Origin of the sequence: Deinococcus deserti VCD115, from assembly GCF_000020685.1 — a bacterium.
Classification (GTDB): Bacteria; Deinococcota; Deinococci; order Deinococcales; family Deinococcaceae; genus Deinococcus; species Deinococcus deserti.
This window is the reverse complement of sequence record NC_012528.1, coordinates 205914-223468: the sequence shown is the minus strand read 5'-3', so window position 1 is coordinate 223468 and position 17555 is coordinate 205914. Positions and strand designations below refer to the sequence as shown.

15 protein-coding genes and 1 pseudogene are annotated in these 17555 nt (G+C 64.0%); 8 read left to right on the top strand and 8 right to left on the bottom strand.

All coding sequences use genetic code 11. From position 1 onward, the window contains the following. Positions 1 to 62 precede the first annotated feature (62 nt). The 4 genes from DEIDE_RS17045 (at position 63) to DEIDE_RS17030 (ending at position 4407) form a co-directional block, all read left to right on the top strand. Positions 63 to 1277, top strand: coding sequence for an ABC transporter substrate-binding protein (locus tag DEIDE_RS17045; protein WP_012694980.1), 1215 nt, complete (start codon positions 63 to 65; stop codon positions 1275 to 1277). Positions 1278 to 1332: 55 nt separating this feature from the next. Continuing rightward, on the top strand, positions 1333 to 2751 hold the full coding sequence (locus DEIDE_RS17040; RefSeq protein WP_012694979.1) for a CehA/McbA family metallohydrolase: 1419 nt from the start codon (positions 1333 to 1335) through the stop codon (positions 2749 to 2751). Between the two features lie 65 nt (positions 2752 to 2816). Continuing rightward, positions 2817 to 3599 carry a sugar phosphate isomerase/epimerase family protein gene (locus tag DEIDE_RS17035; protein WP_242403021.1) on the top strand — a complete coding sequence of 261 codons (783 nt, stop codon included), beginning with the start codon at positions 2817 to 2819 and terminating at the stop codon, positions 3597 to 3599. A gap of 94 nt (positions 3600 to 3693) precedes the next feature. After that, positions 3694 to 4407 carry a 3-keto-5-aminohexanoate cleavage protein gene (locus tag DEIDE_RS17030; protein WP_041228059.1) on the top strand — a complete coding sequence of 238 codons (714 nt, stop codon included), beginning with the start codon at positions 3694 to 3696 and terminating at the stop codon, positions 4405 to 4407. A 131-nt stretch (positions 4408 to 4538) separates the two neighbouring features. Here DEIDE_RS17030 and DEIDE_RS17025 read toward each other — a convergent pair whose 3' ends face one another. The 8 genes from DEIDE_RS17025 to DEIDE_RS16990 form a co-directional block, all read right to left on the bottom strand. Beyond that, a complete protein-coding gene (locus DEIDE_RS17025) occupies positions 4539 to 4889 on the bottom strand; it encodes a potassium transporter TrkG (RefSeq protein WP_012694976.1) in 351 nt (116 codons plus the stop codon). 116 nt (positions 4890 to 5005) lie between these two features. Continuing rightward, positions 5006 to 5635 (bottom strand): LutC/YkgG family protein, encoded by a 630-nt coding sequence (locus DEIDE_RS17020; protein ID WP_012694975.1) that lies wholly within the window; start codon positions 5633 to 5635, stop codon positions 5006 to 5008. Further along, a complete protein-coding gene (locus DEIDE_RS17015) occupies positions 5632 to 7134 on the bottom strand; it encodes a LutB/LldF family L-lactate oxidation iron-sulfur protein (protein ID WP_012694974.1) in 1503 nt (500 codons plus the stop codon). The genes DEIDE_RS17020 and DEIDE_RS17015 overlap by 4 nt, the downstream gene beginning before the upstream one ends. After that, positions 7131 to 7874 (bottom strand): (Fe-S)-binding protein, encoded by a 744-nt coding sequence (locus DEIDE_RS17010; RefSeq protein ID WP_012694973.1) that lies wholly within the window; start codon positions 7872 to 7874, stop codon positions 7131 to 7133. The genes DEIDE_RS17015 and DEIDE_RS17010 overlap by 4 nt, the downstream gene beginning before the upstream one ends. Positions 7875 to 7903: 29 nt before the next feature. Further along, a complete protein-coding gene (locus tag DEIDE_RS17005; protein WP_012694972.1) occupies positions 7904 to 9397 on the bottom strand; it encodes a rhamnulokinase in 1494 nt (497 codons plus the stop codon). Further along, a complete protein-coding gene (locus tag DEIDE_RS17000) occupies positions 9387 to 11471 on the bottom strand; it encodes a bifunctional rhamnulose-1-phosphate aldolase/short-chain dehydrogenase (protein ID WP_012694971.1) in 2085 nt (694 codons plus the stop codon). Before DEIDE_RS17000 ends, DEIDE_RS17005 begins: the two co-directional genes overlap by 11 nt. A gap of 74 nt (positions 11472 to 11545) precedes the next feature. Beyond that, positions 11546 to 12736, bottom strand: coding sequence for an L-rhamnose isomerase (gene rhaI / locus DEIDE_RS16995; RefSeq protein WP_012694970.1), 1191 nt, complete (start codon positions 12734 to 12736; stop codon positions 11546 to 11548). Beyond that, positions 12733 to 13518: a DeoR/GlpR family DNA-binding transcription regulator gene (locus DEIDE_RS16990; protein ID WP_012694969.1), complete on the bottom strand. Its 786-nt coding sequence runs from the start codon at positions 13516 to 13518 to the stop codon at positions 12733 to 12735. The genes rhaI and DEIDE_RS16990 overlap by 4 nt, the downstream gene beginning before the upstream one ends. A 121-nt stretch (positions 13519 to 13639) precedes the next feature. Here DEIDE_RS16990 and DEIDE_RS16985 point away from each other — a divergent pair, with 121 nt between their 5' ends. The 4 genes and pseudogenes from DEIDE_RS16985 (at position 13640) to DEIDE_RS16970 (ending at position 17536) form a co-directional block, all read left to right on the top strand. Next, positions 13640 to 13981 (top strand): L-rhamnose mutarotase, encoded by a 342-nt coding sequence (locus tag DEIDE_RS16985; protein WP_012694968.1) that lies wholly within the window; start codon positions 13640 to 13642, stop codon positions 13979 to 13981. Further along, positions 13923 to 15510, top strand: a pseudogene (locus tag DEIDE_RS16980) (sugar ABC transporter ATP-binding protein). The gene DEIDE_RS16985 and the pseudogene DEIDE_RS16980 overlap by 59 nt, the downstream one beginning before the upstream one ends. After that, entirely contained in the window at positions 15510 to 16535 is a 1026-nt protein-coding gene (locus DEIDE_RS16975) for an ABC transporter permease (RefSeq protein WP_041228057.1), read from the top strand. Before DEIDE_RS16980 ends, DEIDE_RS16975 begins: the two are co-directional and overlap by 1 nt. Further along, on the top strand, positions 16532 to 17536 hold the full coding sequence (locus DEIDE_RS16970; RefSeq protein ID WP_012694964.1) for an ABC transporter permease: 1005 nt from the start codon (positions 16532 to 16534) through the stop codon (positions 17534 to 17536). Before DEIDE_RS16975 ends, DEIDE_RS16970 begins: the two co-directional genes overlap by 4 nt. The last annotated feature ends 19 nt before the right edge of the window (positions 17537 to 17555 follow it).

Sequence of the window (17555 nt, the reverse complement as noted above, 5' to 3'; positions counted from 1 at the left end):
GGCTCCTGCCCAAGCGAATGTTTTCCCTCTGCCGCCCTCTCCCCCCTCTGGAGGATTTACCCATGCACCGTACCCTGATCACCCTGTCCACCGTCCTGCTGCTTGGCAGCACCGCTTCAGCCAAAACCGAGGTCACCATGATGTACGGCCTGGGCGGTGAATTGGGCAAAGCCATCGAAAGCATGATCAAGGAGTTCAACGCATCTCAGAATGACGTGGTCGTACGCGGCGAGTTCGCCAACACCTACGAAGGTGTCGTCCAAAAAGCCCTCGCGGGCATCGCCGCAGGCCAGCCAGCGGCAGACATTCTCCAGCTGGAAGTGTCGTACGTTCCGCGCATCGCCGAGTCCGGCGCGCTGGCTAACCTGAAAACCATGCCTGGGTTTCAGAAGAGTTTCGACAACTTCTGGCCGGTCTTCAAAAAACAGGTGGGCCGCCCGGACGGCGCGGTGTATGCCATGCCCTGGAACAACAGCAACCCGGTGTTGTACTACAACCCGGCGCTGCTCAAGAAGGCTGGGCTCAGCAAACCTCCCCGCACCTACACCGAGTTGCGTGAAGCCTCCAAAAAGATCAAGGCAGCGACCGGCATGTCCGCCATCGCCCTGCCTTCATTCCCGTGGGTGCTGGAAGGCGCCATCTGGAGCAACGGCGGTGAGATGATCAAGGACGGCCGGCTCGCCCTGGACCAGCCGAAGGCGCGGGAAGTGATCGAGCACTGGGCGGGCTTCTTCCGCGACGGCACGGCCGTGCTGCAAGACAGCAACACCAATGCCGATTTCGCAGCCGGAAAAGTCGCTATGGTCATGAACAGTGTCGCCAGCCGGCCGTCGCTGACCGCGGCCGTGCCGTTCAAATTCGGGACGGCGCCTCTGCCGTACTACAAGAAGGCCGTGGTGCCGGTGGGTGGCGCGACCCTGGCGATCAGCAAGAACATCACCAAAGAGCGTCAGGCAGCCGCGTGGGCGTTTATCAACTGGCTGGCGCAGCCGCAGCAGCAGTTCACCTGGATCAAGAAAAGCAACTATGTTCCCGTGACCCGCGCGACTTCCGATCTGGCCGTGTTCCGCAAGTACATGGGCACCTCCGCGGGACTGGATCTGGGGTACCGCCAGCTGCCTTTTGCCCGCCCTCGCCCTTCCAGCGCGGGATACGTGCAGGGCACCCAGGAAATCATCAAGTCACTCGACCGAATCTTCTTGCAGAATGCGCCGGTTGAAGCGACCCTCAAGGACCTGGTCCAGCGCACCGCGCCCCTGTTCAAGGACAGCAAATAGGTTTCAGTCGTCCCCGGCGCGCCTCAGCAACGAGCGCGCTGGCTGCAAGGAGCCCATGACGACCATTGCCCCCACCTCAGAAAGCCTCCTGAGCGTCCGCGGTCAGGTTTCCCCTGTCCTCCACGTGCCGTATCTGTATCACGAATTTGAGGTACCGGACGGCGCCACGACCCTCACCGTCTCGTTGCGGTTTCATAAGAAGCGCCGCTGTCAGCTGTTCCTTTCGGTGTTCGGCCCCATGAACTACCGCGGCACTCGAATGAACCCTGGTGGCGTAGGGGACATTCACCTCGAGCTGACGTTTGGAGCGCACTCCGCTTCTCCCGGCGCCCTCGCGGGTCTCATCGAGCCTGGACGATGGCGTGCGCAGATTGACGTGGAAAGCACCGAGGAAACCGCAGAGTACTTTCTGACCGTAGCGGCCGGGTTCGGAGAGTCGCCAACCCAGACGTCTCCTGATCCGGTCACCGTGAACGGGCGTCCCGGGGCAGGGTGGTACCGGGGGGAGTTGCACGCCCATACGCACCACAGTGACGGTCGCCCCACACCGGGTGAGCTGGCCGGGGCCGCCCGGCGCGCTGGACTGGACTTCGTGGCCCTGACCGATCACTTCACTCCGGCGGGCTGGGCCGAGATCGACCACCATGCTGGTCCTGACCTGGCTGTGATTCACTCGCTGGAGCTGACCGGTCACCGCGGGCACGCCAACCTGCACGGGCTCAATGGGTGGGTCGATGTGTTCGTTGACGATCCCGCTAAGGAATGGACCGTCAACGACGTAGCCCGGGGCGTGCGGGATCAGGGCGGTGTGTTCTGCGTGAATCACGCTTTCTCGAACAGCCTCGGCTGGCAGTACCACGAGTTCGACTGGTCCCTGTGCGGGGCTTTCGAGATCTATCATCACCTTGAAGGCCCCAACAATGCCGCGCAACTAATCTTCTGGGACGGCCTGCTGCGTGCTGGCCACCGCATCACTGGAGTGGCCGGCACGGATTCGCACGATCCACTGGCCGGACGCCACCGTCTTGGTCAGGTCACCACCGTGATCAATGCCCGGAATCTGACGCCAGCCGGATTGATCGACGGGGTCCGGAAACATCGGGCCTACGTTTCACTCGGCCCAGAACTGACGTTTGCCGCCGAGTGTGGCGGAGAGCGGGCTGACATGGGCGGCGAACTGGTCCTGCCGGGCGGGCACGCGAGTCCGTGCCGTGTCCGGCTGCTGGTCGAAGTAGGCAACCTCGCCCATCCGACCCGACTGTTCGTCATGAAAAATGGCCTGTACCACACGCATCTCGACCTCGCGGCCAGTGCGGCACCCGTACAGCTCGAGGTGCTCGATCCCAATCCGGGACCAGGCTACTACCGGCTCGAAGCTTATGCACGAGCCCCGCAGAGCGGTTTCTCCGGGGGGCGGGAGTGGCAGAACACCCTGCTGCTCAGCAACCCCATTTTCATTCGAGGTGAATCATGACCATAACCGCACCCACGACCAGGCACGCGCGTTCTGTGCACACCCTCCCGCTTCTCGGTGCCGCTATGCCCAGTGCGCACCTGGCGGCGCACCGCGAATGGCTCTGGGAAGGCCGGGATCTGGAACTCCAGGACCCAGTATCCCACCTAGTACTCGACGGCGACTGGCGTACTCATGCGCAGAACATCCGCCGGGATCTGGACGGCTTTACCGGTAGGTTGGGCATTCATGGTCCGTTCTGGGGGTTGACGGTCATGGCCCAGGACCCGGCGGTCCGCCGCCTGACCAGCGCGCGCCTGCGGGGCGGTCTGGCGATGGCGTCAGAAATCGGGGCGACACATATGGTGGTACACAGCCCGTTCGATTTTTTCGGCCATCCGCTGGTGGCCCACACCGGCGTCACAGGACTTGACGATCAGCTTGAACAGGTGCATGAGACGCTACGCGAGGTGGTCGATGAGGCCCGCCAGATCGGCTGCATGCTGGTGATAGAGAACATTCGTGACCTGAACCCGGCGCCGCTGCTCGCCCTGGTGAGCTCGTTTGACAGTGGTACGGTGCAGATCAGCATCGACGTGGGCCACGCTGCCCTGATGCAGGCCAAGGGAGGGCCTTCCCCGGACCACTGGATCCGTGAAGCAGGTCGGCGGCTTGGACACGTGCATCTTCAGGACACTGACGGGCTGCTCGACCGGCACTGGAAGCCGGGGGACGGCAGCATCAACTGGCGCATGGTGTTTCGTGCCTTGCGGGAAGTTCAGGCCGATCCCCGCTTGATCCTGGAGCTCAAACCGGAGGAGATTACGGCCGGGCAGCAATGGCTGGTGCAAGAGGGGCTTGCCCGTTAGGGTTCCATTGATTGCGGTGAGAAACCAAAATCAGCCCACAGACTTTGTTTGAGGCATGCGTCCTGATGGGCTTGGCCCTTTGTATGCTAAGGGCATGTTCATCCAGGCCTGCCTCAACGGGAACCGGCGTCTGGATGAGCATCCGGCCGTGCCCATTGGCGCAAATGAACTCGCCCGGGACGCACAGGCAGCGCGAGTTGCCGGTGCCAGCGCCGTGCATATTCACCCTCGAGCAAGCTGCGGTCGCCCATCCCTCGACGCCAAGAGTGTCGCCAGCGCCGTGAGCGCCATTCGCCTGGTGTGCCCTGGCCTCCCCATTGGGGTCAGCACAACGCAGGAGATCGACGAGAACCTGAACCGTCGTGTCGGCACTATCTGCGCGTGGTCTGTCCTTCCTGACTTTGCGTCGGTCAACTTCTGGGAAGCCGGGGCTACGGAGATCGCGAGGTCACTGCGTGACCGTGGCGTTGGGATTGAGGCAGGGGTGTCCACACCGGCGGATGTCAACGCTTTTTTGAGCAGCGGGCTGCAAGGCAGGTGCGTCCGGGTGCTGATTGAAGTGCTTTGGGAGACCAATGTTGAAGCGGCACTCGTGACCGCTGATCACCTGTTGAGCCTGCTTTCTGCGGCGAACGTGGCTGAACCACGCCTGGTTCACGGCGAGGATGCGACAGCATGGCCATTGCTGCGCTGGGGATCGGCCCGGGGGCAGCAGGTCCGCATGGGTTTTGAGGATGTGCTCACCCTGCCTGGTGGAGGCTACACGTCGAGCAACACAGACCTGATACGGGCCGCATTCATGAACTGAACCACGCTCTGCAATTGAGCACAGCGCTGACATTCGGTCTCAAAGTCGTTAATGTTGGCAATGAGCGTCCCGGCGAGCATTCCCACTGTCAGGACTGCCGTCAACGCATCAAAGACGATGAGGACACTGCTTCACTGGTGAACAATTCTCAGGCCGCAGCCCGCCCGTCCGGTGGGCGCACCTTTGTACCGGAGCGCGGAGTCACCGCCGCCACGATGCTGCTGCTCTCCCGCGACCACCGTCCTAAGCACGACCAGGGAGGCTGAGGTCACCAGAATGATGATGGTGTTCAGGCTCAGACGGTTCCGGTGCGGGTCGCGCAGGTAGAGCGCGACTCCCAGCACTGCCAGGTATCCGAGACCGCCCAGGATAACAAGGGTGCTGGTGGTCAGCAGCACCAGAGGGTCCTCGGCGAAGCGGATCATGTTGTCCGGGTACAGCCCGAACCCCGCGTTGTTGAAGGCACTCACCGAATGAAACACGGCGAGGTGGACGCCGCGGTTCGAGCCGTCTTCACGAAGCGGAACATCAGCAGCAGTGCCCCGACAAGTTCGGCCGGAAGCGTGTACGCAAAGATGCCCGATCAGCCGGACTGGTCTCAGGTATCACGTACCAGCAGGAGATCCAGGATGCGGGGGCCGTGCACGCCCTCGACGCGGCTAAGCTCAATATCACTGGTGGCGCTCGGTCCACTGATCCACGTCAGGGGCTGACCGCGCTGCACCGCATGCTGGAGAAGCGCGACGGCCTCGGGGATGCTGTCCACCACCTGACGTTCGCGCACCAGACAAATGTGATGATCCGGTACCAGCGTCAGGGCACGCCGGCCCTGCCCGGACCCATGATCGAGGACCACGGTGCCTGTTTCCGCGATGCCCACAGCGGCGGCCGTGATGACAGCGTCGAAGGAGGTCAGGTCCGTCCCCCCAGTGTTGTCCCGGGTCACGCTGAGTCTGGTGGGCAGCCAGTCCTGAGGCAGATCGTGAGGCACGACCACACGCGCGCTCCCGCGGGCGGACAGCCGGTCGGAAATCACCTGTGGCAGTTGGTCGATGCTCAGCCGCATAACATTGGCCCGGTACTCCGCGGCGAACTTGGCGAACTGCTCCACAACAACATCGTGGGCGCGGTCTGAAGGTCGGAGAGGCGCACGCTTGAACGACTGGGATTCCTGGGCGCCGATGCGGTTGATCCGCGTCAGAATGTCGAGCCTGGCCTCACTGCTCATATGGGTCCCTGCTCGTCGGTTCGTTGCGGAGCAATGGGTTCCCCCTGGCTCGCCTGCGCGTTCCCGTCCGTCGCGTGAATCTCGGGCGCTGGCCGTGTCCGCCACCATTCCCGGAAGGATTGCCCAGCCAGCGGCGGCAGATCACGCGAGTCGGTCCAGCCGGCCAGCATTCCCGGCAGGGCATGAATGGCTCCGTGTTTCACCAGCGGGCCCTGACCCTTTCGCGCGAGTTTGAGGGCGCCCTCGAAACGGAACGGTTCACTCATCACCCAGGCAGCGGTCTTGAACGCCACTGCTTCGGAGTTCAGAGGTTTATCGTCGGTGATCTTTCCACGCAGGTACAACAGCACCTCGGGGATGTTGATTTTCACCGGACAGGCGTCGTAACACGCACCGCACAACGTGCTCGCCCACGGGAGGGTGTTGGCGTGCTTGTCCTCCAGGTGCAGCAGTTGCGGGGTGAGAATCGCGCCAATCGGACCGGGGTACACGCTGCCGTAAGCATGCCCGCCCGCGCGTTCATACACTGGGCAGACGTTCAGGCACGCCGAGCAGCGGATACAGCGCAGGGTCTGCCGGCCCACCTCGTCTGCAAGCACATCGGTGCGTCCGTTGTCGAGCAGCACCAGATGAAACTCCTGCGGACCATCACCTGAAGTCACGCCGGACCAGAAGCTGGTGTAGGGGTTCATCCGCTCGGCGGTGCTGCTCCTGGGCAGCAGGCGCATAAACACCGCGAGGTCCTCCCAGGTGGGCAGAACCTTCTCGATGCCCATCACGCTGATCAGCACGTCCGGCATGGTCAGGCACATGCGGCCGTTGCCCTCGGATTCCACGATGCACACCGTCCCGCTGTCTGCCACCGCAAAGTTCGCGCCACTGACGGCGACCTTCGTGGTCAGAAATTTCTCCCGCAGGTATACCCGGGCCGCTTCCGCCAGCACTTTCGGCTCATCGGTCAGTAATTCCGCGCCCAGCTTGCGGCGGAACAGATCCCGGATTTCCGCGCGGTTGCGGTGAATGGCTGGCACCAGAATATGGCTCGGGCGATCCTCAGCAAGCTGCACGATCAGTTCGGCGAGGTCCGTTTCGATGGCGTGAATGCCGTGCCGCTCCAGGGCGGCGTTCAGCTCGATCTCATCGGTGGAGATGCTCTTGACCTTGATGATCTCACGGGCCCCGTGGGACGCCGCAATTCCGGCAACCAGTTCGCGGGCCTCTTCCGCGTCACGAGCCCAGTGCACGTGCCCCCCGCGCGCCTTGACCGATGCTTCGAGCTCCAGCAGGTACTCGCTGAGGTTCGCCATGACGTGGTCCTTGATGGCGGCCCCCTCGTCCCGCAGCGCCTCCCAGTCCGGCAGCTCATCCACAGCCCGTTGCCGTTTGTCACGAATGGTGGTGGTGGCATGGCGCAGGTTCCGGCGCATCTGCGGGTTCGCGAGCGTCACCCGCGCCGCGTCCTGGAAGGGTTTGGCCGGTTTGATCCCACCGGCACTCATGCGAACACTTCCTGCTCGGTGCTGGCCAGAATTTCGGCGAGGTGCACGGTGCGGGTGCCGCTTTGCAGGCGGCTGAGGCCGCCCCCAATGTGCATCAGGCAGGAGTTATCTCCCGCCGTACACGCTTCGGCTTTCGTGCTCATCACGTTCTGTACCTTATCTGCCAGCATCGCCGTGCTGGTCTCGGCGTTCTTCACGCTGAACGTGCCCCCGAAACCGCAGCACTGCTCCACGGCGGGCAGTCCCACCAGACTTAGCCCCCGCACCTTCTGGAGCAGCCGCAGCGGTGCGTCCCCCACGCGCAGGACGCGCATGGCGTGGCAGGTCTGGTGGTACGTCACCCGGTGCGGGTAGTAGGCCCCGACATCCTCGATGCCTTGGTGCTTGACGAGAAACTCGCTTAGTTCAAACACCCGGGGGGCGAGGGCAGTGACCGCGTCCAGCAACTCCCGATCTCCTGCCCATTCGGCCGCTTTGGGGTACAGGTCACGGACCATACCGACGCAGGAACCACTCGGAGCCACGACCACGTCCGCGTCCTGGAATGTGTCTACGAAGTGCCGGACCAGGCCAAGCGCTTCGCCCTGATACCCGGAATTGAAATGCATCTGCCCGCAGCAGGTCTGCCGGTCGTTGAAATGCACCTCATGGCCGAGGCGCTCCAGCAACTTGACCGTGGCTTCGCCGGTGCGGGGAAACATGGCGTCATTCAGGCAGGTGATAAACAGGTCAATTCGCACGGGTTAAGCCTCAGAGGAAATGGGGAAAGTCAGGTGGAAGCGGCATGCCGGGTGGTCAGTTCGGCGAATATGGTGTGCTGCGTAACCGTTCGCTTTTTGACAGGTGTATAGGTAGTGAGGATTTCACAGATGCGGCTGACTTCCCGCATGCTGCCGCGTGGAATGCTGCCGCACGCTTCGGCCTGAACCAGCAGGTTCCCCAGCAGCGTTGCTTCCACTGGCCCGGCCACCACCGTGCGTCCAGAGATGTCCGCCAGCAGCTGGTTGAGAAAGCGGATCTGGGACCCGCCTCCCACCACATGCAAGGTGTGGATGGACTCACCGGTCACCTCCTCCAGCTGACTCAGCACCTCCGCGCAGCGGAAGGCCAGGCTTTCCAGTACGCACCGGGTGATTTCTGCGGGCGTGCTGGGGACCACCTGGCCGGTTTCCGCGCAGTACGCCTGGACCCGGGCGGGCATGTCCAGGCCTGGGGGCAGGAACCGGACGTCATCCGGGTCAATCAGTGGGCCATTGGCTTCGACCAACGCGGCTGCGCCGTACAGTTCAGCGAACGAGGGATTCCCCCAGGCGCGGGAGCATTCCTGCGCGATCCATAACCCCATCACGTTTTTCAGCAGGCGGGTCGTGCCGTGCACGCCCGCCTCGTTGGTCAGGTTGAGAGCGAGGGCCTGCGGGGTGATTACCGGGCGGTCCGTTTCGACGCCGACCAGGGACCAGGTGCCGCTGGAGAGGTAGGCCCAGCCCTTCCCGTCTGCCGGAACGGCCGCGACAGCACTGGCGGTGTCATGGGTTCCAGGGGCGATGACCCGGGTGCCGTGGAGGCCCGTGTCACGCGCCACATCAGGCTGCACCGCTCCCAGGTCAGTGCCGGGATGAACTACGTCAGGCAACAGGTGTGCAGGGATCCCGAAGGCGTTCAGGACTGGCTCGGACCATGCTGTCTGACGCGAGTCGTACAACTGCGTGGTGCTGGCATTGGTCATTTCTGTGACCTGCCGGCCTGTCAGCCAGTAATGCAGCAGGTCCGGGACCATCAACAGGGTGCGCGCCCGGTCCAGCTGCGTCGGCGCCTGCTGCCTGTGCGCGACCAGCTGAAAGGCTGTATTGAACGGAAGGAACTGAATGCCGGTAAATTCGTACACCGCGTCTCTGGGCAACACGCCGAGCAGCTGGTCCATCACGCCGTCCGTCCGTGCGTCGCGATAATGACGGACACCGTCAATCAGCAGGCCGTGTTCATCGATCAGCGCATAATCGACCGCCCAGGAGTCGACCCCCACACTGTCGATGGGTCCGTGACCCGCTGCGAGCCTGAGTCCATGCAGGATTTCCCGCCACAGGCCCAGCACATCCCAGTACAACCCGCCCTGCACGGGGATCCCGCCGTTTGGGAAGCGGTGAAGGACCTCCACGGTGAGCTTTCCGGCGTGCACGGTCCCCAGTGCCACCCGTCCGCTCGACGCGCCGAGGTCAATCGCGACGTGACGCTTCACGTCTGTCAGGGTGGCCTCAGCGGACATACGCGATCGGCACGCCACCATCGACGGTCAGGATGCCACCAGTCGTTTTGCTCGCTGCGGGCGTGGCGAAGTAGAACGTGGCTTCTGCGATGTCTTCAGGCAGGATGTTGACCTTGAGGGTGTTGCGCTGACGGTAGAAGTCCTCTAGCTGATCCTCACGGATGCCGTAGGTCGCGGCCCGCTCGGAGCGCCATTTCCCGTCCCAGATGGCCGAGCCGGACAGGACGCTGTCGGGCAGAACGCTGTTCACCCGGATGCCGTGAGCGCCGCCTTCTTCGGCAAGGCAGCGGGCCAGGTGGATTTCCGCCGCTTTGGCGGTACTGTACGCCGCGGCGTTCTTGCCGGCCGCCAGGCTGTTCTTGCTGCCGATGAACACCAGGTTCCCGCCGGTGTTCTGGGCCTTGAGTACCTTGAACGCTTCGCGGGCTACCAGAAAGTAACCGGTAGACAGGATGCTCTGGTTTTTATTCCACATCTCCAGGCTGGTCTCCTCGATGGGGGCGCTGGACGCGATGCCGGCGTTGTTTACGACGATATCCACGCCGCCGTACTGGAGAATGGCCGTCTGATACGCGGCTTGCACCTGTTCCTCGCTGGTGACGTTCATGCCGGTACTGGCCGCCCGCTGGTACCCGCGTTCCTGAATAATTTCCTGTGCGACCTGCTGGCCTCCCTCAGCGTTCAGGTCGGCAATCACGACGTGTGCACCGTCCTGTGCAAGGCGCCGCGCGATGGCGCGTCCGATGCCGCTGGCCGCGCCGGTCACGAGGGCCACGTGACCTTCCAGCACCTTCGGGGCGGGTTTCTGTGCGAGTTTGTACAGTTCGAGCGGCCAGTACTCCACCGCGTAGGATTCGGCGGCCGTAAGGCTGACGAACCCGCCGAGGCTGCTGGCACTCTTCATCACTTGAATGGCCCGCAGGTACAGTTGCCGGGAAACGTCCGCGCCCTGCGCGTCGGGTCCGCTGTTCACCATGCCGAGCCCGGGGATCAGCACCACGCGGGGGCTGGGCGTGAACATCACGTCGCCTGCGCCTTTGTTCTCTTCAAAGTACGCGGCGTACTCGGCTTTGAACTGCTCGACACCGTCCCTGGCGGCGGTGAGGAGGGCGTCCTTGCCCTGCTCGGGCGTCCAGTTCAGGAAGAGCGGGGTGCGTTTGGTGTGCACCAGATGATCCGGGCACGCCGCACCCACCTGAGACAGTTCCGCGGCAGCTTTGGAGTTTACGAACTCCATCACTTCCGGGCTGCGGTCTACGTTCAGGATCACGGGCCGGGCACCCTTCATCGCGCCGCGCAGGACGGGCAGCACTGCGGCAAGCAGGGTATTTGCTGCCTCTTCCGGCAGGCTGGCTACCCGCTGGCCTCCGAACGGCTGGGCTTCCTGACGGGCGTCCAGGTACGCCTGGGCTTCTCCGATGATGCGCAGGGTCGTTTCATAACTCTCCTTCGCGGTATCGCCCCAGGTGACCAGGCCATGCTTGCCCATAACGACCGCTTCCAGGTTCGGGTTGTTGCGTACGGCCGCGCCGATCTGCTGACTGAGGGTGAAGCCGGGGCGGATGTAGTCCACCCAGGCGGCCCGCTCGCCGTAGATCTCGCGCATGATGTCGGGGCCGTTCGGGGTGCAGGCAATGGCGATGATGGCGTCCGGGTGGGTGTGGTCCACGTGCTTGGCGGGCACGAAGGCGTGCAGCAATGTCTCGATGCTCTGGCGTGGACGACCGGGTTCGAAGGTGGTGCGTTCGAGGTACGCGGTCATGTCCTCGTCGGTCATCTCCGGACGGTCAAATAAGGGGAGCACCTCGTCGAGCTTCAGCCCCGCGAAGCCCTTCTCGGTGATGCTGGCGATGTCGGAGCCGCTGCCCTTCACCCACAGCACCGTCACGTCCCGGCCGAGGTGGTCTTTCTCGACGCTCTTGGTGCTGGTGTTCCCGCCGTAGATGTTCACCAGCGTGCGGTCGGCGCCGAGGAGGTTGGAGCGGTAGGTCAGCGCGGCCAGGCCGTCACTCTGCGGAGCTTCAGCGTCGTTCCAGCGGTTGGTGATGGTGGTCTTGGCTTGGGTGGTGGTCATGTGGTCCTCCGGGGAAGGGGTGTGAGAGGCCTGACCCAGCCGGATGGGAGGGCGGGTCTTCAGGGGCAGCAGGGTCAGCTCTTGACGGGAAATCCACCACCAGCGCTTGCGGTGCCGCGTTTCCGCGCGGCTCCCTGCTGGTACCCGCTGGCACGGTGCGTGGCGATGGGATCTTCGGGCAGGCCGCGTGCGCGCCGCCAGTCTGCGAGCAGGGGGCGGACGTCAGTGCGAAAGGCGTCGGTCAGCGTGCGGTGGGCCTCGAGGACATCGCCGGTCTGCTGCGCAGCTGCGAGGCGTTCCCGGTCGATCAGCAGGGATTTGGCGTACGCGTCCTGGCAGTTCAGAACACTCTGCACCATGGCTTCGACTTTCGGCTCGATGTTGTGGCTCTGGTCGATCATGTATGCAGTGTTCTGCGCGGTGGAACGCGTCAGGTCGTCTTCTGACCGCTGCGCCGCGACAAGTTCAGCGTAGATGCAAAACAGCTCGAATGGATTGGTGGTGCCAACGATCAGGTCATCGTCCGCGTAGCGGCGGGCATTGAAGTGGAAGCCTCCCAGCCGGCCCTCGTCGAGGAGGAACGCGACGATCTGCTCGATGTTCACGCTCTGCGCGTGGTGCCCCAGGTCGACGAGCACCTGAGCCTTCTCACCGATTGCCAGGCAGTGCGCGTACGCGGCGCCCCAGTCGAACAGGTCGGTGGCGTAGAAGGCAGGTTCGAACAGTTTGTATTCGACCAGCATGCGGCTGCCTTCCGGTAGCGCGTCATGCACCTGCGCGAGGGCTTCCCGAACGCGACGTTTCCGGGCGCGAAGATCGTCCTGGCCGGCGTAGTTGGTGCCGTCAGCGAACCACAGGCTCAGGTCACGGGAGCCAGTCTGCTTCATGATCGCCACGCAGTCCAGCAGGTGATCCACTGCCTGCGCGCGGACCCCAGCGTCCGGATGGGCGATGGATCCGAGTTTGTACGCATCGTCCTGAAAGACGTTCGGGTTGATGGCACCAAGAGCGACGCCGCGTCCTTCCGCAAACCGGCGCAGCTCGCTGTAGTCCGCCACTTCATCCCACGGAATGTGCAGGGCCACACTAGGCGCGATGCCAGTGAGGCGGTGAACTTCAGCGGCGTCTTCAATCTTCTCGTACACGTCACGGGCAGCGCCGGCAGAGGTGAACGTCTTGAAGCGGGTGCCGCTGTTACCGTACCCCCAGGAGGGTGTTTCGATGCGTTGCTGGTCGAGGGCCTGGAAGAGCGTACTGGTGTTCATGGTGTCTCCTGCGTCATGGTGAGCTGGATGTCGGCGGCTTCAAGGGCGCTCAGGGTTCGTTCGGAGGGCGTCTGGTCCGTGATCAGTACGTCAACTTCATCGAGGGTGGCGATGGTGGCCAGGGCGCGCCGCTCGAACTTGGTGCTGTCCAGCAGGGCGATGACGGTACCGGCGGACCGGATGAGCGTCTGCTTGGCGCCCACTTCCGGCAGGTGAGGGTCGGTGAAGCCGGTGTCGGGCGAGAAGGCCTTGGCGGAGAAGAAGACCTTGTCGGGGTGCAGGCGGGTCATGGTGTCCATGAAGAACGCGCCGACGAACGAACGGGCGGGAGCGTGGAAGTTTCCGCCGACCATCAGGAACGGCACGCCATTTGCGGCGAGAACGTTGGCGGCGTCGAGTCCGCTGACAATGGCGCTGACATTGCGGGCGTGCAGAAGGCGGGCGAGCGCCAGGGCGGTGGTGCTGGCGTCCAGGGCGACGACGTCCCCGTCCTCAATGAGGTTCAGGGCGGCGCGGGCGATGGCTTCTTTGGCTTCGGTGTTCTTGGTGGCGCGCAGCTGGTGAGCGACTTCCTCGCTGGTTTTCTCGACGATGCGCGCGCCGCCGTGGATACGTTCGAGGAGGCCCTGTTCGGCGAGCTGGTCGATGTCGCGCCGGACAGTCATCTCGTGAACTCCGAGCTCCGCGGACAGATCCTTGATTTTCACGACGCGGTCCGCCAGTGCGCGGCGCAGGATCTGGTGCTGGCGCTCACTGCTCACTTTTGGAGTGTCGGTGGTCATACCCAAATCTAACATCATTCGAACAGAAGATTACAAGCCCTTGTATTTTTCTGCTTGATCATGTTAGATAACTGTAACAACGTAACCAACCGAAAACCGGGAACCGCCCGCTGGAGAATCCATGCCCACACCTGCACCGCCGCTCCACCGTGTCTGCTTTCTGTTGCAGGTACGCCCTGACCGCCTCACCGAGTACAAGACTCACCATCAGGCCGTGTGGCCGGACATGCTCCAGGCCCTGCGCGAGACCGGCTGGCACAACTACTCCCTTTTTCTGCGCGGCGACGGACTTCTGGTGGGCTACTTCGAAACGCCAGACCTGGCTGCGGCCCAACAAGGCATGGCTGGGCGCGAAGTGAACGCCCGCTGGCAGGCCACCATGGCTCCCTACTTTGAAGCCCTCAATGGAAAAAACCCTGACGAAGGCTTCTTGCAACTTGAGGAGGTCTTCCACCTTGACTGACCAGCCCATCCTTGCCCTGCATCACGCCAGCAAAAGCTTCGGACCGGTCCAAGCGCTCGTGGACGTCAGCCTGGAGCTGTATGGCGGCGAAGCTCACGCGCTGCTCGGTGAGAATGGCGCCGGCAAAAGCACCCTGGTAAAGATCCTCGCCGGTGTTCACCGCGCCGACGGAGGGGAACTGCTGCTCGAAGGTCAGCCGCGCACCTTTTACAACACCGCTGAAGCGCGCGACGCCGGCATCGCCATCATTTACCAGGAACCGACCCTCTTCGCGGACCTCACAGTTGCTGAGAACGTCCTGATGGGACGCCAGCCTCTGAAAAGCGGCGGGCGCATCGACCGTCGGGCCATGCTTTCCACTGTTGGGGAGATTCTCCGCGACCTCGGCGTACCCCTCGATCCGGCCCGGCCCGTGCGGGGCCTGTCCATCGCCGATCAGCAGATCGTGGAGATCGCCAAAGCCCCTGTCCTTCCAGGCGCGCGTGCTGATCATGGACGAACCGACCGCAGCCCTGACCGGTCAGGAAACCGAACGGCTCTTCCGCGTTGTCCGCGCCCTGCGCGCCCGTGGGGCAGCCGTTCTGTTCATCACTCACCGGCTGGAGGAAGCCTTTGCGGAATGCCAGCGCTTCACAATCATGCGTGACGGCCGCTGGGTCAGCAGTGGACCTGCCCTGGAGTACACCATCGACAGCGTGGTCCGCGGCATGGTCGGCCGTGACGTCAGCGAGCTCTACCCCAAGATTCCCGTCACGCCAGGCGACATTGCCCTGGACGTCCGCGGCCTCACCCGCCGGGGCGTATTCCGGGATGTCAGCTTCCAGGTCCGGCGGGGAGAGATCGTCGGCCTGGCCGGCCTGGTGGGTGCCGGCCGCAGCGAAGTGGCCCGCGTCATCTTCGGCATCGACCCCCGGGACGCCGGAGAAGTTCGTGTCCAGGGACACCCGGTACCGGCCGGCAGCACCGGCGCCGCTATGCAGGCCGGGATTGGCCTGGTGCCGGAAGACCGCCGGCAGCAGGGCCTGGTGATGGACATGAGCATTGAACGCAACGCCACCCTGGCCATCCTCGGCCGCCTGCGCCGCGGCCCCCTGATGGACCGCGCGCGGGAATACCAGACGGCCAGCGACTGGACCAGCAAACTCCAGCTCAAAGCCCACCGCCTGACCGACGCGGTCAGCACGCTCTCCGGCGGGAATCAGCAGAAGGTCGTGCTGGCCAAATGGCTTGCCACTGGCCCAGCTGTCCTGATCGTGGATGAGCCCACCCGCGGAGTGGACGTCGGCGCCAAAGCGGAAGTGCACCGCACCCTCGCACAGCTCGCTGCCGAAGGACTCGCCGTGGTGATGATCAGTAGTGACCTTCCGGAGGTGCTGGGAATGGCAGACCGCATTCTGGTCATGCGTGAAGGCGAACTGGTGGGCGAACTGCCCCGTCAGGACGCCTCGGAAGAAGCCGTGATGTACCTCGCCACCGGCCAGGGCACTCCCACTCCCGCCCGGCAGACCGCCGTGGGTGGTGTGGCGTGATGACTGGACTGTCGACGCCTGGAACTGCCAGCACTCCTCCTCCGAACCTCCTGTCCCGGTTGTTCCGCGCCCGGGAAGCCAGCCTGATTCTGATCCTGCTGGCCCTGGTGGCGATGACCACGGCCATCAATCCCCGCTTTCTTACTCCGCAGAGCATGCGGGATCTGGCATTAAACGTCGCGATCATTGGCCTGGTCGTCGTCGGGCAGACCCTGGTCCTGCTGATGAAGCACGTTGACCTGAGCGTCAGCAGCACCCTCGGATTGACTGCGTTCCTCACCGGGTCGCTTTTTGTCGCGAACCCCAGCATGCCGATCGGGCTGGCGTTCGTGGCCGGCGTAGGCATCGGCGCACTGCTCGGCGCCGTAAACGGTTTGCTGGTCGCGTACGGGAAAGTGCCGGCCCTGGTCGCAACCCTCGGGACGCTGTACGTGTTCCGTGGCGTGGACTACGCTGTCGTTCAAGGTGGGCAGATTACGGCAAGCAACCTCCCGGCGGCGTTCAGTTCGTTCGCGAGCAGCAGTGTCCTGGGGGTGCCGTCCCTAGTCCTGCTGGTCCTCGTGGTCATGGCGCTGTTCAGCATCTACCTGAGGTCGTACCGCGCGGGCCGCGAGTATTACGCGGTCGGATCCAACGTGGAGGCCGCCTCCCTGGCCGGGATCAACGTCAGCCGGCGCGTCATGACTGGTTTCATCCTCTCGGGGGCCATCGCTGGGCTTGCGGGGGTGCTGTACCTCGCGCGGTACGGCACAGTCGACGCGGCCGCCGGCACCGGGCTGGAGTTGCAGGTGATCGCCGCAGCTGTCGTGGGCGGCGTGGCCATCACCGGCGGTGTCGGCACCATCGCTGGCGCCGGAATTGGCGCGCTGCTGCTCGGAGTGATTGGCAGCGCCCTGGTGGCCCTGCGCGCCCCGGCCTTCTGGCAGCAGGCCATCCAGGGCGCGCTGCTGCTGCTCGCCATCAGCATCGACATTGTTGTGGCGCGGCGTGCAGCCCGCGTCATGCAGGAAAGGAGCCACCGATGAGCGTCCCGAACCGGCCCAGACGCAGCCTGCTCGGCTGGGAATCCACCATCCTCGCGCTGGTCGTCGTGGCCCTGCTGATGGGCTCGGCCCTGCACGACGCATTTCTGACCGGCCCGAACCTGTCGAACCTCACCTCGAATCTGGTGGAGATCGCCCTAATCGCCCTCACCATGACCCTGGTCGTCATTGCGGCCGAAATTGACCTGTCCGTGGCGTCGATCGTCGGCATGTGCAGCGCCCTGCTGGGCGTCTTGTGGGCGGCGCAGGTACCGATGCCCCTCGCCATTCTCGCCACCCTCACCCTGGGGGCGCTCGCAGGCTTCCTGAACGGCTGGCTGGTCACCCGGCTCGGGCTGCCGTCGCTGGCGGTCACCATTGGCACCCTCGCGCTGTACCGGGGCCTCGCGTACGCGCTGCTGGGGGACCGCGCAGTGGCGGATTTTCCACCCTTCTGGACCAACCTGGGGTTCGGTCTGGTACCCGGCACGCAGATTCCGATTCCGGCCGTAGCGTTCGTGCTTCTCGCCATCATCACGGCCGTTGTCCTTCATGCCACACCGTTCGGCCGGTCCCTCTACGCGATCGGCGCAAACGAGGTTGCGGCGCGTTTCGCGGGCCTGCGGGTCGAACGCACCAAACTGCTGCTGTTCATCCTCTCCGGCCTGATGAGCGCCTTTGCAGCCGTGATCTACACCTTCCGCTTCTCCAGTGCCCGGGCGGACAACGCGGCTGGCCTGGAACTCGCCGTGATTGCCGCCGTACTGCTGGGCGGCGTCAGCATCTTCGGCGGACGGGGAAGCGTGATTGGCGTGATTGCCGCCGTGTTCCTGATTGGCATCATTCAGAACGCCCTGACCCTTGCTGACGTGCCGAATGAAATCCTGACCATCGTTACGGGTCTGCTGCTGATCCTCTCGGTCCTTGGGCCGAATCTAGCGGCGCGCTTTAAAACAGCACGACAGCAGCGGCTTAACACCCAGCCCCAAGGAGGCACGCTGTGAGCCCCTGAAGCCCCTGCAC

Coding starts and splice junctions, on each gene's coding strand:
- DEIDE_RS16985 (WP_012694968.1), top strand. CDS start 13,640: ATGCCCACACCTGCACCGCCGCTCCACCGTGTCTGCTTTCTGTTGCAG.
- DEIDE_RS17020 (WP_012694975.1), bottom strand. CDS start 5,635: ATGAGCAGTGAGGCCAGGCTCGACATTCTGACGCGGATCAACCGCATC.
- DEIDE_RS16975 (WP_041228057.1), top strand. CDS start 15,510: ATGACTGGACTGTCGACGCCTGGAACTGCCAGCACTCCTCCTCCGAAC.
- DEIDE_RS17005 (WP_012694972.1), bottom strand. CDS start 9,397: ATGTCCGCTGAGGCCACCCTGACAGACGTGAAGCGTCACGTCGCGATT.
- DEIDE_RS17015 (WP_012694974.1), bottom strand. CDS start 7,134: ATGAGTGCCGGTGGGATCAAACCGGCCAAACCCTTCCAGGACGCGGCG.
- DEIDE_RS17040 (WP_012694979.1), top strand. CDS start 1,333: ATGACGACCATTGCCCCCACCTCAGAAAGCCTCCTGAGCGTCCGCGGT.
- DEIDE_RS16970 (WP_012694964.1), top strand. CDS start 16,532: ATGAGCGTCCCGAACCGGCCCAGACGCAGCCTGCTCGGCTGGGAATCC.
- DEIDE_RS16990 (WP_012694969.1), bottom strand. CDS start 13,518: ATGACCACCGACACTCCAAAAGTGAGCAGTGAGCGCCAGCACCAGATC.
- DEIDE_RS17000 (WP_012694971.1), bottom strand. CDS start 11,471: ATGACCACCACCCAAGCCAAGACCACCATCACCAACCGCTGGAACGAC.
- DEIDE_RS17030 (WP_041228059.1), top strand. CDS start 3,694: ATGTTCATCCAGGCCTGCCTCAACGGGAACCGGCGTCTGGATGAGCAT.
- rhaI (WP_012694970.1), bottom strand. CDS start 12,736: ATGAACACCAGTACGCTCTTCCAGGCCCTCGACCAGCAACGCATCGAA.
- DEIDE_RS17045 (WP_012694980.1), top strand. CDS start 63: ATGCACCGTACCCTGATCACCCTGTCCACCGTCCTGCTGCTTGGCAGC.
- DEIDE_RS17035 (WP_242403021.1), top strand. CDS start 2,817: ATGCCCAGTGCGCACCTGGCGGCGCACCGCGAATGGCTCTGGGAAGGC.